Origin of the sequence: Pseudomonas sp. AP42 (genome assembly GCF_001728935.1) — a bacterium.
Classification (GTDB): Bacteria; Pseudomonadota; Gammaproteobacteria; order Pseudomonadales; family Pseudomonadaceae; genus Aquipseudomonas; species Aquipseudomonas lactis.
The window spans coordinates 16425-32898 of the sequence record NZ_LYSO01000067.1 but is presented as its reverse complement, the minus strand read 5'-3'; the positions used below and the strand labels follow the sequence as shown (position 1 = coordinate 32898).

General features: G+C 50.0%; 11 protein-coding genes and 2 pseudogenes. 8 read left to right on the top strand and 5 right to left on the bottom strand.

Features of this window, described 5'->3' with window-relative positions:
• A partial coding sequence (locus A7K61_RS20490) for a DUF4113 domain-containing protein (RefSeq protein WP_069558240.1) occupies window positions 1–958 on the top strand: 958 nt, incomplete at its 5' end.
• Between the two features lie 39 nt (window positions 959–997).
• On the opposite strand, the gene A7K61_RS20485 is transcribed toward A7K61_RS20490, so the two are convergent.
• The 3 genes from A7K61_RS20485 to A7K61_RS20475 all read right to left on the bottom strand — a co-directional run bounded on the left by A7K61_RS20485 (window position 998) and on the right by A7K61_RS20475 (window position 4461).
• Window positions 998–1777 (bottom strand): hypothetical protein, encoded by a 780-nt coding sequence (locus A7K61_RS20485; protein WP_069558238.1) that lies wholly within the window; start codon window positions 1775–1777, stop codon window positions 998–1000.
• A 190-nt stretch (window positions 1778–1967) separates the two neighbouring features.
• The gene (locus A7K61_RS20480; protein ID WP_171905485.1) at window positions 1968–3437 is read right to left on the bottom strand and encodes a hypothetical protein; all 1470 of its coding nucleotides are present in this window, start codon (window positions 3435–3437) and stop codon (window positions 1968–1970) included.
• Between the two features lie 811 nt (window positions 3438–4248).
• Window positions 4249–4461: a hypothetical protein gene (locus A7K61_RS20475; protein WP_043046698.1), complete on the bottom strand. Its 213-nt coding sequence runs from the start codon at window positions 4459–4461 to the stop codon at window positions 4249–4251.
• 889 nt (window positions 4462–5350) lie between these two features.
• Between A7K61_RS20475 and A7K61_RS20470 the strand changes: the two genes are divergently transcribed.
• From A7K61_RS20470 to A7K61_RS31580, 3 genes and pseudogenes are all read left to right on the top strand, one after another.
• Complete coding sequence (locus tag A7K61_RS20470) at window positions 5351–7663, top strand: SIR2 family protein (protein ID WP_069558236.1); 2313 nt, start codon at window positions 5351–5353, stop codon at window positions 7661–7663.
• A gap of 1590 nt (window positions 7664–9253) precedes the next feature.
• Complete coding sequence (locus A7K61_RS20460) at window positions 9254–10246, top strand: hypothetical protein (RefSeq protein ID WP_256557968.1); 993 nt, start codon at window positions 9254–9256, stop codon at window positions 10244–10246.
• 232 nt (window positions 10247–10478) lie between these two features.
• Window positions 10479–10724 (top strand): annotated as a pseudogene (locus A7K61_RS31580) (AAA family ATPase); the annotation flags it as partial.
• 154 nt (window positions 10725–10878) lie between these two features.
• Here A7K61_RS31580 and A7K61_RS34280 read toward each other — a convergent pair.
• Both A7K61_RS34280 and A7K61_RS20455 read right to left on the bottom strand, forming a co-directional pair.
• A pseudogene (locus A7K61_RS34280) lies at window positions 10879–10962 on the bottom strand (hypothetical protein); the annotation flags it as partial.
• Window positions 10963–11021: 59 nt separating this feature from the next.
• A complete protein-coding gene (locus A7K61_RS20455) occupies window positions 11022–13283 on the bottom strand; it encodes a P-loop NTPase fold protein (RefSeq protein ID WP_069558234.1) in 2262 nt (753 codons plus the stop codon).
• 914 nt (window positions 13284–14197) lie between these two features.
• Between A7K61_RS20455 and A7K61_RS20450 the strand changes: the two genes are divergently transcribed.
• The 4 genes from A7K61_RS20450 to A7K61_RS20430 all read left to right on the top strand — a co-directional run bounded on the left by A7K61_RS20450 (window position 14198) and on the right by A7K61_RS20430 (window position 16358).
• Entirely contained in the window at window positions 14198–14395 is a 198-nt protein-coding gene (locus A7K61_RS20450) for a hypothetical protein (RefSeq protein ID WP_069558233.1), read from the top strand.
• Window positions 14396–14745: 350 nt separating this feature from the next.
• A complete protein-coding gene (locus A7K61_RS20440) occupies window positions 14746–15063 on the top strand; it encodes a hypothetical protein (RefSeq protein WP_069558232.1) in 318 nt (105 codons plus the stop codon).
• 151 nt (window positions 15064–15214) lie between these two features.
• Window positions 15215–15955, top strand: coding sequence for a hypothetical protein (locus A7K61_RS20435; RefSeq protein WP_069558231.1), 741 nt, complete (start codon window positions 15215–15217; stop codon window positions 15953–15955).
• A gap of 133 nt (window positions 15956–16088) precedes the next feature.
• The gene (locus A7K61_RS20430) at window positions 16089–16358 is read left to right on the top strand and encodes a hypothetical protein (RefSeq protein ID WP_044273968.1); all 270 of its coding nucleotides are present in this window, start codon (window positions 16089–16091) and stop codon (window positions 16356–16358) included.
• Window positions 16359–16474: the final 116 nt, after the last annotated feature.

Genomic DNA, 16474 nt, shown 5'->3' with positions numbered 1-16474 from the left:
GGCATTCGCTGATCTGACCGGTGTCGGTAGTTTGGATGCCTTAGGCCGGCAGATCCGCGCCCAGGTACTTCGCTGCACCGGCATACCTGTTGGTGTCGGTATTGCTCATACAAAGACCCTGGCGAAGCTGGCAAACCACACTGCGAAGCGTCTGCAATCGCAAACCGGTGGTGTGGTCAATATCACCGACCCGATTAAGCGGGACTGGGTGCTGCGTAATACGGACGTGGCAGAGGTGTGGGGCGTTGGCCGCAAGATGAAACTTCATCTCGATGCAATGGGCATAAAGTCTGCAATGGACCTAGCTAAGGCGGATCCATGGACGCTCCGCAAGAAATTTAGTGTAGTGATCGAGAAGACGGCCAGGGAGCTGGGCGGTACACCATGCCTGGAACTGGATGAGCCAGACCCGCCAAAGCAGGAGATCTGCTGCAGTCGTATGTTCGGTCAACGGCTAACGGAGCTGGCTCCTATTAGGGAGGCGGTGGCCACCTACATGATGCGAGCTTCTGAAAAGCTTCGGGCTCAGAACTCGTTATGCAAAAAGGTGCGTGTGAGCATCCGTACCGGCATGTTCAACCCTGAAGAGGCAAAGTACGCCAACGGGGTAGTGGTTGATATGCCGTACCCCACTGACGACGTGCGCCTTCTCACTCAAGCGGCTGTTGGCGCGCTTGAACGCTTATTTCGGCCAGGCTTCAAGTACAGCAAAGCAGAAGTTATGCTGCTCAACCTGTGTCAGCCGGGTGAGTACACAGATGATCTTTTTGCAATATCGCAGCCGGCCGAGGCAACCCGAGTGATGACGGTTCTAGATCAGATAAACGACCGCTGGGGTAGGGGCACATTGCGCGCGGCCAGCGTTCCGGGTAGCCCGGAATGGGGGATGAGGCGTGAAATGATGAGTCAGAGCTACACAACGAAACTCAATCAATTATGGACGGTATCATGTACATAGTTTTGCCAGTAAAGCTTTGCATATAGCCTCTGCCCCCGTTTACGGATTGCTTATTGTGCTCGTAGTGTCAATAATTCCGGAAGAAATAGGTGTGGTCGGATAAATAATGAGTTCAGATGTGTTATTGGCAACTTTAATTTCTATCGTGTTGTTCTTGTAAAGTGGTCGCGCGAGAATAAAATTGCCTTGGTTCTGTCCTATAATGTTCCAGTGCTCTCCTTTAACATCCTTAACAGAAGAGTAATTACTGAAACCAGTGCGCATAGCGCTCTGCGCAGCTGCGGCTCCTAAGGATTTGGGAGAGTCAAATATTCCTATCATGACTGTGCAAAGAATAAGCAAGGAATAAATTGGTATTTGAAATTTTCTATCCTCGGGTTTAAATCTGGGGATGGTTGTTTCGTTTGAAAGAAGCTTTATTATCCCTCCGAGAATGAAGCCTGTGGTGAGTATCTGGTACTGACTCTTAAAGATTGAAAATTCAGGTGTTGAGTTTTTCTCAACTAGTGAAGCAGCGAGATCTCCAAATGGAACCAGTATAAAAACGAAGACAACTAGAGTCATAGTTGCAGCATCGTGCCTCCAGTTGGACAACGCCCAAATGGAAAACCATCCGACGACTCCTGCCAGAAGAAATAACTTTATGATAGCTATGCCAGTCTTGATGGTATCTAAATAATTTGGATAGCCACTCATCCAGGGGAAGCCAAGTTCGATATAAAAACCGTCTTGCCATCGCATACCTACAATAAAGGTAAGAACGATACATACTGCGGTAAGCTGTGAGACTGTGCCCATACCTTTCGAGATTTTATCCATTGCTTTTTATTCTCATATGGCGGTGGATTGCTTGATTAAATTGGTTAATTGGCTACCGCGCCTGGAGGGGGAGCAGTAGTAAGTGTGAGTGCGGTCATGGTCTAGGGCAGTATTCCCCACGAAAGCGCAAAGGTATGGCGCAACCCGGTGAAGAATCATCCTTGTCAGGCGCTTAAACTATTCATATCCGTCAAACGAAGCTCTGCCGCAATAGCGTTCTGAATTGCTCAAATGTATTTATAAAGGATACTGGGTGTTGGCCTTTACGGAACCTACGATTAGACATCAATAGCTGCTCCATCTCTGCCTGAGTTCTCTCTAGCGCATCACCAACACCAATCGCTCCGATAACCTCGGCACCAATTCTGTCGCCGATATGTGGTGAAATGCTAAAACGTCCGCCCCCCGGCTCTTTACTATCCTCTTCAATTTGGTTGAAAAGACTTTCCATAGATCCCGCTGGCTTATCTTTTAACCATTCAGTAAGTGTTATCAAATCTTTGAGTGTCATGTAAATGACATCTTTTAGTTGCACAGGAAGGCGTCCATATTTTTGCACAAGCGCGTCTTCAAAACCATCTTGTATGTAATGAGATATGTATTCGCCGCCATAAATATGAAAGTCTTCCAGCGTGACAACTATGATTCTAGTTCTCTTGTTTTTAAAGGCGTCTACTGCACTTAATTTAAAAGCTGTTTCTTGACCCTGTTCAACACCCTTAATGAAACTATCTTTTAGAAGGTCTGAAAGCAAACTCGGGTCATATGCGCATCTCATCAATACCGACGGGGTTATTGCCTTGGACTCAAATACGAAAACATCATCTTTGTCTACCACGACGTAATCTGCGATTTTTCCAGTCTTAATCGGTATTATCTTATTTAGATCGGGCATTGAGTAAACTTTCATTGCTGTTTTATATAATCTTTCTCCCACGTAGCATTCTACATCTCTACCGAAGTTTCCATAAAATTGAGGGCAGCCTTTAAGGACGTCCATTGCAATACTTCTTAATCCAGAAACACATATTCCAGCATTGAAAATTATAAGCCCATCATTTACCATGATAATGGGTTTGTTTTTGAAGGGAGTTTCTTGATACAGCTCTGCCGAATTACAATCATTGACCGAGAAGGGTTGGAGATATTGAGGTAGTCTTTGAAATGGAAGTGCGACAAGCTTCAAGAAATTAACTAATGCCGCGTCGCTTATAGCGGGGGATAAATGGGAGTAAAATGCTGTCATACTCCATCTAACTACGCTGTTGGGGTTTTCCTTGCCAGTCACCGTCATTAGGTAGCATGCAATCTTATAGTATTCGTTAAGAGTGATTCCGACTTTTTGATGGAATAGGTCATTGTTAAAGTCCCGCGACCTTTCAAGTAGCGTGCGTTGTAGAATTACTTGGCGCCAGCTATCAATTATTGGAACCTGGTACCACAACTGCTGGATTACCATCGCTCGCATCATTAGCATAAAGATTTCGGGGGATGTATCCAGTAACCGATTAGATAACTTATAAATCCTATTTATTAACTTTAAGAAGGCATCATTGCTCATTTCAAGCGAGCCGCTTACTTCCAAGAGAGAAAGCTTCAAAGAAAACATGACTACCCATGGCATATGTTTTAATGTGCGGCCTTGATCGAGATAATTCATCGCACAGTTGAATACTGAATGATGCGAATAGCGGGATAGCTCCGTCTTAATATAGCCAAGCTCTCTAGTGTACGACGCGACAATCAAAATTCACCTCCTGGTTATACCGAATGTAGTCGCCAATTGAGCCAAACAAAGTCCACCATACCCCGTGGACCAAAACGGTCGCTATGAATGACTTACCCAGCACCCTTGGATTGTAGCGGAGAATGCCAAAAGGCGTCTGCATAATGGGATGCACTCAGCTCCATAGGCGGCTGAGTTTTTTGTCTGGGAAGTCTATTATGTCCATGTATAAATAATCATCTCCAAGACGTTGAGTTACCCGACCCTGCTCAGAGAATCGATAGCCTAAGTCGGACTATCAGTCCTTCTGTGGGTGCTAAGCAGTCAGGAGAGGAGGCGTTTGGGTGTTTACTTTAGGGGGGCGAGAGAAGGTGCATCCGATCCATCACGTTGAACACATAGACATCCGATATAGCATTGGCAATCAGGTGCAGAGGTTGACTCGGTGGTGACCTTGTGGTGGTGAAATGGGAGCCGGGAGCGTTAATTTGACTGTTCCTGTGGGGGGCGGGACTTAGCGGCTTAACGTTTAGTTTGAGTATTGTTAGGGCATCCGCAGGATATAAAGCGTATCCGGACATACCTGGTTGTGGGGCGAAAATGGGGCAAATCATACGCCAATCAATGCCATCCAATGCCCATTATGCATTTATGCAACCTGCCATGAATGTGCGTCACAGCGCGCAATCACGGGACTATCGCCTGAAATCCCCCACATACTCCTACACAATCGGGGTGTGCTTTGTCAGAGACGATTAGTTCGTAGCTTCGCCAAGCCCTGCTTGATGTGCCCAGCATTTTCGCCGATCACGAATAGAGCACCACGGACGTTGTCACCAACTTCATCCATGCCTTGCTTTTCGCTTTGGAGAGCCAACTCCATCAGAGCTGCTTCCAACGCCAGCTGATTCTCGTACATTCGTTCAAGCAAATCTGGGAGTGAGTATTCCCCTGCCATGTGTGTCACCCCGCCTAAAAGGGCTAAGCATAGCAGTGGCGTAGTAAATTGGTGCTTGCTTAGAAATTGCTACGAGGAAGGCCGCTCAATGCCTCGAAAGCAGGGGTAGTGGCGCTTTTGGGGAGAGCGACGTCCAATCCATCATCGGACGGATCGTTTAGCTGGCTTCCCTGCAGTCGTATGGGATCCTAAGCTGCCTACCGCGAAGGGCAGCAGTAGGCCAGAAACAGCCATTCATAGATGACGCTTCCGGCCCGGAGCGGACGCTAGCTAATGTTAGCGCAAAGCCATTGCCAGCCATTCATCTACGGGCAGGCTCAGGCTTGAACAGTCCAAGCTAACTCACTAGGCTCTAGGATAATGCCTTTCTCTCGCGTCAGTTTCTGGTTATATGACCTCGACCTTCCCGGCCTGTGTGTTGATCTTCGGCTGGCTCCACAAACCAGCCATTGACGGAGAGTTGATGGTGCGCCCAAGTGGGTAACTTCAACAAAGTCGATATTGAGCCATCTTGAAAATACGCGCTGGTAGCAGGTTGTCAGCTGGGTAATTGCACAGGGTTGCCCACTCATTTGAATTCGACTTGACCAATAATTTTCATCGGATTTCACCATCGCTCAGCGTGGTCATAACCGGAAAATCGCACCCCTTAGCTGACCTGACCTTGGCGTAGGACGCTAACGAAGGGGTAACAGCCAAAAGCTACCACTGATGCAGGAACAATCAGCTAAAGACGGGTGATGCTCACTACGTATCCGCTTCCAAGGCCAGTCATAGCTAGAGGCTTGCCGTTTGTGGGTGAGGTTGCGGCTGTATGCCTATACAGCATCGCATGAAGACCATCATTTCTTTATGATAGCGTTTTGATACTTAAAATTTAAGGACTGCCATGCACGATATGGAAATTATTCACTTTATGGATCAACGCGCTATCGAATTAGTGCAATCTTACTACAGGCGATCTGAACTGATCCCATTCATCGGCTCAGGCTTTACCAAGGATTGCTCATCATTTAAATCAAAAGTTCCAGATGCTAAAGCATTGATCAATGGTATTAAAAAGCTTGCACTGGCCAACAATGATTTAAGTGATTCGCGTAAGCTACAAATTAATGGCATCTCATCCTTGAAAAGCTGCTTTGGGCTGGTGACCCGACCAGATTTCATCCCGCAAAAAACTTCACGAAACTATTTTGAAGCCGTTTTCTCAAAGATCCAATTGCCACCGCCCAAAAAAAATATACTTGATCTAGACTGGCCTCACATCTTCACATTTAATATTGACGACGCGATTGAAACCCAACGACGCGACCTCATCAAGGTGCTTCCGCATCGTGAAATTTCAGTGGAACGTGCCAGCGCGGCAAAATGCCTATTCAAAATCCATGGCGACATTTCGGAGTACCTAATTTACGAAGATACCAAGCTAATTTTTACCTGGAAGGAATACGCCGAAAGTATCTCTAGCAACGCATCTACACTTTCTATGCTAAGAGACCTCGCAAAAAATGGTTCAATGCTTTTCATTGGTTGTAGTCTCGATGCAGAAGTCGACCTTCAAAATTTGGCGAAAGATTACGCTTTTTCTCGATCTATTTTCTTAAAAGTAGGCGACATAGATATTGAGTCAGAAATGGCTTTGCAAGACTATGGCATAAGAACAATAATACAATTTGATCGTTATGATGAGATTTATAGTTGGTTGCACGAGATTTTAAAAGATGTTGAGCCTGAGCCAAGATTGCAAAACCTTGAGATTGAAGTAAAACCCTCAGTCAAAAGTGATATTATTAACTATATTGCGAAAGGAGGACCTATATTTCATACCGGCTCAGGCAAAAGAGTTGCTTCACTTCCTGAAATCACAATCGCTCGTGATCTTATCGGGCAAAATCGCAGCAAAATCTCCAGCAACGTTTACACTGCCATTGTCGGGCGCCGATTCTCAGGAAAAACAACGGCTTTGCTTGAAATATTTAGAGAGTTTACTGAATACAATACCTATTTCTTACCGTCGACCGAAACGTATTCACCAAAGCTTAAAACGCTCATCGAAAAAAATGAACACTCGATGTTTATTTTTGATTCAAACAGCATTGGCCACGAAGATTTCAAGGAGATTCTAAAGCTCCGAACGTCGAGTACAAATAGACTCGTATTCAGTTTCTCCAAATCTGATTTCGAACAATATCGCCCATCGCTAGATCGTGGGAATGTTAAATTTCACACCATTACGTTAGCGCCGAATCTCTCTTCAGACGAGTCTAAAGATTACACCAATCGCCTTAACACTTTAGGGTTGCCTAACTACAAATTAGGAGAGTCCCTGCTAGATTTTTCCTATAGAATCTATGGTGAATACAAAAGCCAAATCAGAAGCTCAAAACTCTTTGATCGCCACCTCAATGAGGAACTTTTCAATATCTGCTTATTGACCGCCGCTTTTGACAAGGCTACCTCCGGGCAGCTCACAAGCATTGACCCAGGCTTTGACATATTTAATTTCACTTCCAAGCATGAAATCATTTTTGAAAGTGAACAGCTATCGGGCAGTAGCGGAAAAATAATTACCTGCAACTCGAAGCCTTGGCTGTTTACTATACTGAAAGACGCCTCTCGTACAAATGCTAAGACTGTGATTGACTACACTGCCCGCCTGGTTTCAACTCTCCTAAAAAACGGACATCAAGAGACTGCAAACTCCCTAATTCGATTCGATAAACTAAACGAGATATTCTCTAGCGGTGCAGCTAAATTAATTCGTGAAATTTATCGAAAATTGCATGGTGAATACAACAAAATTCCACATTATTGGCTTCAGATGGCGAAGTGTGAGTTGATGGCTGGAAAAAGTAGCGACGAGTTAGATCATGGCATCCATTGTTGCCGAAAAATCCGAATTGATGATAACGGCAAAAAAACAAACACCTACTACAGCGCCACCCTTATACTGGGGCAGCTTCTATGTAAAAAATACGAACTCACTCGAAGCTCCGAACTTTTTCCCGATATGCTATCTTCATTTACAGAGTCTTTTGACAACTACCAAAATAACAAGTCGCACCTTGATAAGATAAGGTTGCATTACAAGTCAAATAAGCACTCAATCAGAATGGCTCTTGATGCACTTTTTGGCCAGGGCACTCAATTTGCTCTTTTAAATAAGAGTGAGATCAAAACGCTTGAGCAACACCTGAGCTGACCCTCAGAACTAAATAACTATTAAGTTAAACTAATATGGCGGGGCACCCCCGCCATTGAGGGCAAAACAATCTAATACGTACTTTCGGCCGAGCAGGCGTGGGATCAAGTTAAAGGCTGGAACACTAAATGAGGTTTACACCCGCTCTTAGGTTCCCAGTCGCCACTTATGCCTCTGGCCACTGGCCACTTTGTGTCGGAAACGGGTACTCGTGAGTGGCCGTTTTTGGCCGAAAGCAGTCGCAAAGTATTTGTAATTCTTTAGGCAATTCCGTGGCTTGCCTTCATTCGACATGATGCTCGGGAGGACAAAAACGGTTCCCAAACTCAAAACGCACCCCTTGCAGAATGCGGTCTGTAGCCTGACCGATTGCCATGAGTAATGGAACGCCGACGGGTTTCGGGGCATTGGCCCGCTTGAATTTGCATAGCGGTCTTGAAAACCGGCGGACGTTAATAGCGTCTCCAGGGTTCGAATCCCTGGTTTCCCGCCAAACATCAAAGAGAAATCCCGCGAGCTAAACGCTCCGCGGGATTTTTTTGTCCCCGATTTATGCGCCTACCCCGTCTGTACCCCCGTTTGTGACGGGATTGGCATGGCCCGTGTGGGCCGGTATGGCGGAGGGGGGTGAGCAAAAGTGACAGGCCGGCAGCACCGCTACGGAATAGGCCTGTGCTGCAGGGCTGACACTTCGAAGAGTATGCAGCACCAGCCGCCGCATCCAGGGGGGATAACCGTCCAAGCTGCGGTTCAACCAGCGCCGCCAGTCGTAGCGCACATGATCGCGGACTTCCTCGGCATCCAACTCACCCCCAAAACCAATCGGCGACAGCGGGCTGCAGCCGAGAACGCGCTGGCAGTTGGCAAACGAGAACGGCAGCGGGTCGTGGCGGGCTCGGCTAACACCCAACGCAGGGTGTCGAATTTCTCTGTCAGCGGTGCAAGAGGATTGGCCAACTCGCCGACGTCCTGAAGCAGACGCCAATGCAGGTAGACCGGTTCTTCTTTATTCCAGTCGGATGTATCGCCAGGCGACTCGTTCGCTTGCGCATGTGGGATGCCCGTCAGCGGTAAGGTACCCGACAGGCGATGCCGGGGCCTGCTGTCGAGGCTGTGATCAATGGCGCGACTTACGAGTGTGTGGCTGCCGAGTTCGGTGTTTCCCGTTCTTCGGTCGAGCGGCGAATCAAGCTGATCGCCACTCAGTTAAGTGAAACGGTCGGCATTGAAGGATTGTGAACGGAGGGCACGTTGTTTGCGATGCGGCTGCGCCAGGCCGGCCCTGAGATCCCGCAGGCATTGCCGCACGTTCACGCCCCAGCCGCCGAGTCGTGCGGCCCATCACAGACTGTTAAGCCGTGAGGACATTCATCGCGGTGCGGCGCGTATTCGCGCGGTCTTCGCGCCCCAACCATGACTCGGCGTTGTATTACCTGTTGTTTTCCACTGGAGGCTGGTCATTGGAAATGGTACGGCTTAAGGTCGGTGATTAGGCGCCAAGTGCATCAAACCTGACTACCGGCCATTGAGCGTTCAGCGCCTGAGCAACCTCCCGCCTTAGCAACTCACGGCTGCAGATTCGATAGATAAATGCCGGCCACGCGCCAAGTCGCTTCAGATCTGCTGGCAGTGTGCTACCTTGGAATCCTCTCACGGAAAGCAGGGACGATAGCGATGGTCACAGGCAAGTCAATCAACAGCGTTAATCGAATCATCGCGCACTCGCATGGCGCCCGCGAAATGCTGTTCGTGATTGAGCGAGAAAAGGTCGATCAGAACCTTCAGGCGCGGCTGGCGATCGCTCACCTTGAAAAAGACGGTGACTCGATCCTTCCTGCGACGATCGGCAAAGTCAGCGAATTCAATGCGCGCGGCAAGGAGATCAAACGGCGAGATCTCCCGCTTATCAAAAAATCAGTCCCTCAGTACCGGAGCTGGAAAGACTGGCATGGCAACGATCACAGTGGTGTGCAAATCCGAACCATGGATGTGTATCCCATCGACTTTGTTCGTCCGCCCATGGAGCACCTTTCTCTAAGTGTCATTGATGGGAAGGAATACGTCGTGACGCGCAGGGTGAAAATCGATGAGCCGTCCACCGCGCTTATTCACGTGGCGAACCTCATGCTCGAATTTTTCCAAGAGTTTGAGATTTTCGACGTTGACCGCAAACGCATTGCAAAGGTGCAGGCACGCCAGCTGCAGTGGGATTTGCTTCCTCCTGGGAAGTACCCTTGGAAGAGCGCAGAGGTCATCGTGAAACCATATCTGGCCGGTCTGCGACCTTCAGAGCAGGGAGTGATCGAGCACCGTATCAGGGAGATTACTCGATTCGAGCCTGATTTCTTTGCCACGGGCCGAGGTGGCTACCAAGGTTACTTCGTCTTTGGCTTTGTCAAGCGTGGGATTTATCTTCTTGAAAGCTCACATTTGGATAACGCCACCTATAAGTTTGGTGAGGATTGGGAAGTCCTGTCGACCCTGACCAAGGACGAGATCATCAACGGCGATCACAACCATAAACGTCTGATCCACGATAAAGCCTGGGGACGTAAGATCCGTGAAATGCTCGCGTACGCGTAGTGGTTTAAGACTCTTCCTAGTGCCAGGCACGGGTTCTACGAAGACTCGGCTTCTGGCGCGTCGTGACTGGCTCTTAGCCAGAGGTCGACGTATTCGTCGAATTGGATCGCAATGCTCGCGGCTGGATTGGCTAAGCGTCGGCGATGTTCGCTGTTGGATTCATTGAACGTCTAGTTGCGATTGAACCTTATATCCTCAAGCACCGCTGACCTCACTTGGAAAGGATTCTACTTTGAAGCTTCAGTTCGTTCGCATCTGTGGTTTTCAATCGTTTGGTGCAGAACCAGAAATTGTTGATCTGTCTGACCTTACATTCTTGATCGGGCCGAACGGCTCAGGGAAGACCGCGACTCTACAAGCGCTTTGCCGCCTCTTTTCGTTTGACCCGAATCAGCGGCGACTCCGTAAATCGGATTTCTTTGTCCCGCACGATGAGACTCAGGTTCTCGATCAGCGAATTCTGTGGATCGAGGCTGAGTTGGGTGCATCAACTGCAGTACTAATTTGTTTTCTGCCAACTCCCCCATTCGGTAATCTACGTACTCAAGGCGACTTCGCGCCAGTTCTTTTACTGGCGGATGTAGGCGCGTCCACGCTGAACCGCTCCCACTGAAATGTTTGCGGATGCGCTTGTCCGGATCTTTGGATTGTCCCACATAGAATTTATCGTTCGCGAGTTCACGAACGTAGAGATATCGCGTGCACTTTTCTAACATCCAGTCCATAGATCCCTTTGGCCTCCAGTTGCCTAAGTCAGCGCGTAAAGATTCGGCGCTTACTTTGCGCCGGATGAGGGGGTGGGATCGTTTTGCTCTGGATCATTCAGTACCTGCTGGTGCATGTACATGAATTGGTGGGCTGTTTTCAAAGCAGGCGGTAAATGTTCTTCCGGGTGATACACCGGATCGCGTAATGCGTTGCCGTAGCGGGTTCGCAGGTTCTCTGCGATCAACTCTGGCGTTATTAGGTTCGCAACAGAATCGTAGCTGCGCCTTTCAAAGTCAGATCTGACAGGCAGCCCTGACTCTACAAACCACCCCTCACCAACGAAGCACTCCAGAAAAGTGTCGACACCAGTTGGATCCGCTTCGAAGTGAGCACTGAGCGCTTTTCGTACAGAGGTATTTCCAAGATGCTTATTCCAGAGCCAGTACAGACTCGGCATGTCCTTTGGGTCCGAAGCAAAGAGTGGTCGTTCGTTGTCAGCACTGCAAATTTTGTGAGCCAGACGTTGGTTTAAGATCTCTTCAATGGCATCGGAAAAAACGCGCTCGTCTTCGTGGCGTCCTTCATGGTGATGAATCCATCGAAAACATTCCATTCCGAATCCCAGCGGATTAGCTGCGTCGATTACTTCTTCTGCCGCACGTTGTCGGGTGTCAGGATCAGGTATTCGCCTCAGTAATTCAGATACCAGCATGCCCCCTTGCATGATGGTGCCGCCTATCACCATTGGCCCGCGCTCTCGGGGCATCAGTGTCGCATTGGCAGAGAGCGTGACCATCAGTGCATATGCCTGCTCTTCTGGGATTTCTTCCGCGTGGGCACGAAGCTTTTGAATAAGTTTTGGAAACGCTCCGCGCGACGAAAGGTCCGTGAGGATTTCAGTTCGTTCAGCCTCATTAGCTCGCGTGAGACTTTCCAGCAGCGAATGAATCGCAGCATCCCCCACGTCCCCATGAGGAATACCGTATGTGAAGTAGCGAGCGAAATATTCGCTTGAGCAGGCTTTTTGCTTTCGCGCCCATGATTGATCCCATTCGCCGCCATAACCCATGCTGCCTATGCGGGGGAAGAGCGGCTCAAGCAGTCCTTTTCTGACTCTCAGGCGTTCTTGCTGAGTGGCCTCAGGCAAGCTACGGATAAGTAAGGTGTCGAGGGGGCTTTCTTGAGGTGCTTGCGCGAATACGTTTTGGTTCTGAGCTTGAGCTTGCTTTAAGAACAAATCAGGATTGCCGCGGATTTCGGCATACAAGTTAGGGTAAAAGATACGTATACCCTCAATTAACATGAGATCAACAATGTCGACTTCACCCTTGAGCAATGGAAGCGCAAAGGTCAACGCGTTGGCATACAATTTCCCAAGGCGCGGTGTAGTGAGGCGCGGTTCGAGGCCATCAACAAAATGCCGTCCAAACGTATCGGCCATTGCTTGGGTGAGTGGAATTTCAGCCTGATCCAAAGCTGCCTGTACCCCTTCAAACGCCAGGTTGCGCAAGCTTTTCTCATCAGCAGGGGGAAGGTGGAGCGGAACTTGAATGATTTTCTCAAGAAATGCACGGCCCGCGCGCTCGCCGCCTTGGCCATATCGTTCGCCCAATGCTGCGGATACGACGGCATCATCGAAGGCCAGTACGTAAGAGGTATGACGAAAGCTTGCTGACAATTTCACCAGTTTGAATATTGCATGGGTTTCGTTGCGATCTAAACGGTCTATGTCATCAATAAATGTGACCACGCGTTTGCCACATTTCTCAAGAATCGATTCTATCCTCTGCTTTAGCTCTTCTAATTTGACCGCTGATAACGATTCCCCTAGCCCCTTTGCAGCATCTCCGGGGTTGATTTGAAGCACTCCGGCAACTGTTAGTGATCCGAGCGACAGCAAAGAGCCGTATTGCTGCAGTGCATCACCTGCACGCTCTTTAAAATTGGGAAGCGACTGATTTAGAGCCCCCGCGAGTGTTGCGAAAAAGCCACGGAGTAGTTGGTCTTCAGACTGAAAGTGCCAGGGATTAAATTTCACGCAGATAACATCTGGGTAGGCTTTCAGCGCCTCCTCCATCATTTCCAGTACGGATGTTTTGCCGTCTCCCCACGGTCCATAGAGTCCGATGACGATGCTCGCAGGATCTACTCGCGTTGCAATCGTATCGGCCATGCGCGTGGCAAAAGGGGCACGATTGAAACGGTCGTCGGCGCGGGTGGCAATCGGTTGGTCCGAGGCGTATTGATGTCCCGGTGTGGCGGGCTCGGGCGGCGGCACGTCGACAGATACTTTTTCGTTGATGAAAAACGCTTTGATCCTTTTGAACATCTCAATTCCTTTTAAGGGCCCACGGTTTTCCCGAGTTTGTGCATAGTCATTTTGATACGGTTGAGCCGAAGAGCCCGACGCGCTGCGCTACTCAGCCAGAGCCGCCATAAAGTCTTCATGCTCAGGTACTTCGCCAATATCTTCCGGCAGGCACCTATCGGCCCCGTCGATGCGGCACAGCAGTGGCGTAAATAAAAGCTCGGGAATGGTCTTCTCAACTTTAATTGCAGCTATCGGTTACCGCTGAAATCATAGATGCAAAAGGTCCCTTGTTTTGTCAGAGTAACGCAGGCAGCAAGCATTCCGCCACGTGTCACGCGTCAGGTGCGTGATTCTTTTGCTATCAATTTATTGGGTAGCAATAGAGCCAAGGTAGCCAGCGCTGGCTGCGGGGGGGTCAGAGGGCAGAGCAGGGAACTGCAGCACCAGGCTTTGGCGAGTGTTTAGTTATTGCGTGAAGGCTAGGTGCCACCTTCGACAATGTGACAGGTTCGAATTCGCCTCTGCCAAGAGATAAATACTGCTGTATACCCCAGTCTGTACCCCCGTTTCTGACGCGATTTGCTCGGATGCCATGACTGAATATGAAACCATGTTCGCAACCGAGTATTGGCTTCAGCCCTATCTATGTCAGGCCGTTGAGCCTTCCTGACGCAGGCTGAGTCAGCATAGGATGTTCAAATTAAAAGTCTTTTGGCGGCCTGGTTTCCCGCCAAGATTTACACAAAAGCCTCGCGAAAGCGGGGCTTTTGCGTTTCTGGGGTTTGGGTGTGCTGATAATCAAAAAAATGCTGTTTTTCGCATTCATACCTTTCAAAGACGAACCACCATTCGTCTAACATCCGGCACTCTCCATCCGTTGCTACCTCTCAATCTTAAGCGCGGATATCCCGAGCGATACACGGAGAGCCAGCATGGAAATCAACGAGAAAGCCCCAGGCAACATTTCCCAGCAAGCGGTTACTCGTAACACCGATAATGAGACGGGGCATGACCCACGGCGCGATGAGGACAATATCCCGCTACCCCCGGATGACGAGGCCCCGATCGAGGAGGACATGTCGGATGTAGACGCGGCGGATTCCGTGGCAAGTGAGCACCCTGCTACCTGAAGACCTCCCGATCAATAAACCCGACCCAGCGCCGGGTTTTTATTGCGGTTTTCGGCGCATTTAATTAACCGTAATCCTTAAGTATTGGCATCGCATAATTGTGAATGGCTTCACGATGCCTCTATGATCAGCACGCACTGTATTGGATCGCTGAGCCTCAACCCTTTGAAGGACATGAGCATGGACAAGCACTTCGGTAATTCAGGCCTTTTCAAAACCACTTCGTATCAAGGCAACGACGCTCACGACGGCTGCAGCACTGCCGACTGGGAGCTGAAAAACAGTGCGCTGAATACGAAGGAGTTTTTGATATGTCCAAAGAACTACTCGGAGTTTTTGCTCTAGGGTTGATGGTGGTCGGTGAGTTTTGTGCAATCTACAGTGAGGTGGTGACCGCCAAGTTGGCCCAGACCGGCAGTGGTTCCTGGGAGGTCTTTGTACTTCCTGTGGTCTTGATGTGTTTTGCAGGGCTGTGCCTGCTGGGTGCCTATTGGCTGGGGTATATGGTTGTCGGTGATATCTGGATTGTCACGGTAGTCTCGGTCACTTCGTTATTGCTTCTGGAGCCTGTGGTGGTCTGGGCGCTGTTTCATGAAGCACCAGGGCGCGGCGCGTTGATCGGGTTCTGCCTGGGCGCCTTGGGGATGCTTGCGACGGTAGTGCTCTAGCACCCCGGGGAATCAAGTGCCGGGTCAGATCAGCATCTGTAGTCCGATGCTTATCTGGCCCGCACCACTGCACTTTTTTCCATTCTGCTGATCTACCCTGTCCCAGCCACCCGACTCACACGGGTGGCCAACAGAATCAGACCCGGTGCCGATGGATCGAACGTCAACTGTTTCCACCTCCCGATGGCCGCTGCTGCTTGCCGCGGTTTTTGCGCTCTGCGCAACAGGTTGCAGCCAGCAACAGGGCCGCGATATCGCCAGGCAGTTCAGCGATGGCAAGCCCGATGAATTCTTCCAGACTAGCGTCGACCGCATGGCCACCCTGGGCATGCGTGACAACCTGCAAAGCCTCTACTTGCTGATGAGCAAGCTCTACCTGCGCAACCCCAACCAGTGGCGTCAATCGGGCTACCCGGATGCGGTGACCGCCGCCCGGCAAATCCGCCAGGCCATCGAAAATCGCCAACCCTTGCCCGCACTGGGTGACCGGCGTGACCTGGCTGCCCTGAGCTATTCCCTGAGCCCCGACTTTCGCGGCGACCGCGTCGGCGCGTTCATCTATGCGATTGGCAGCATGCTCGTGACCGCTCACGGCGGGCGCACGCAGTTTTATGTGACCGACTCGATCAACCCGCAGTTTGTCAGCAATGCCGCGCGCAATATCGAAAAGGCCACCTGGTTGCTCAGCCAGCGTCAGGATGCCAACGGCGTGTTGCTGTTGTTTTCCAATGAAATATCGGAGGAGGGCAGTAACCTCAGTTTTGCCGTTGAGTTCGGCAAGATCGTCGCGCGTTTGGACCTGCTTACCCAAATCCTCGATGAGCGCTACCGGCGCATTGGCCTCAATTACGCACAAAGCCTGTTGCTGATGAATTTCCTGCCGGTGCAATAAGGCCCATCGCATCGACCAATCGGTGCGGTGTTTCCCTTTCCGCTGTAGGAAGCGGCCTATCTTGCCTCTCGCGGCTTGAAACGCTTGCCTGCGGGCAATAGCCTCGGATTTTTCTTAAACACGAGGCCCTCCCTTGGGTAAACGAAAAACGGTTTGGCCCACGGATCGCGAAATACGCTTGCGGTTTATCCTCTATGCGGTGATCGACGCCGCGACGGCCCAGGGCGTGTCTGCCGAGTTGTTGCTGCCGGCGCATAAGTTATTGCGTGACTCGCCCACGGAAGCCCAGTTGCGCGACACCTTGGGGGAGATTCTCGCCACTGACGAAATGTATGGCTTTCGCTTTGCGCCGGGGTCGGATGCAGATGATCTGCTGCGGGCATTGTCGGCGCCCGATGGCTGAACCTGCCACCGGGTTCGCCGCTGTTTTTAAATCGTCCTTGTCCGTCATTAAGGAGTGACCTGAGGGGCGTGCCTGCCTTCCCATCACTGTTCGCGTGGTGGGCTTGGCCTGGCACG

Excerpts from the sequence above, each read along its gene's own strand:
- A7K61_RS20485 (WP_069558238.1), bottom strand. The coding sequence starts at position 1,777 with ATGGATAAAATCTCGAAAGGTATGGGCACAGTCTCACAGCTTACCGCA.
- A7K61_RS20480 (WP_171905485.1), bottom strand. The coding sequence starts at position 3,437 with ATGAATTATCTCGATCAAGGCCGCACATTAAAACATATGCCATGGGTA.
- A7K61_RS20475 (WP_043046698.1), bottom strand. The coding sequence starts at position 4,461 with ATGGCAGGGGAATACTCACTCCCAGATTTGCTTGAACGAATGTACGAG.
- A7K61_RS20470 (WP_069558236.1), top strand. The coding sequence starts at position 5,351 with ATGCACGATATGGAAATTATTCACTTTATGGATCAACGCGCTATCGAA.
- A7K61_RS20460 (WP_256557968.1), top strand. The coding sequence starts at position 9,254 with ATGCCGGCCACGCGCCAAGTCGCTTCAGATCTGCTGGCAGTGTGCTAC.
- A7K61_RS20455 (WP_069558234.1), bottom strand. The coding sequence starts at position 13,283 with ATGTTCAAAAGGATCAAAGCGTTTTTCATCAACGAAAAAGTATCTGTC.
- A7K61_RS20450 (WP_069558233.1), top strand. The coding sequence starts at position 14,198 with ATGGAAATCAACGAGAAAGCCCCAGGCAACATTTCCCAGCAAGCGGTT.
- A7K61_RS20440 (WP_069558232.1), top strand. The coding sequence starts at position 14,746 with ATGGTGGTCGGTGAGTTTTGTGCAATCTACAGTGAGGTGGTGACCGCC.
- A7K61_RS20435 (WP_069558231.1), top strand. The coding sequence starts at position 15,215 with ATGGATCGAACGTCAACTGTTTCCACCTCCCGATGGCCGCTGCTGCTT.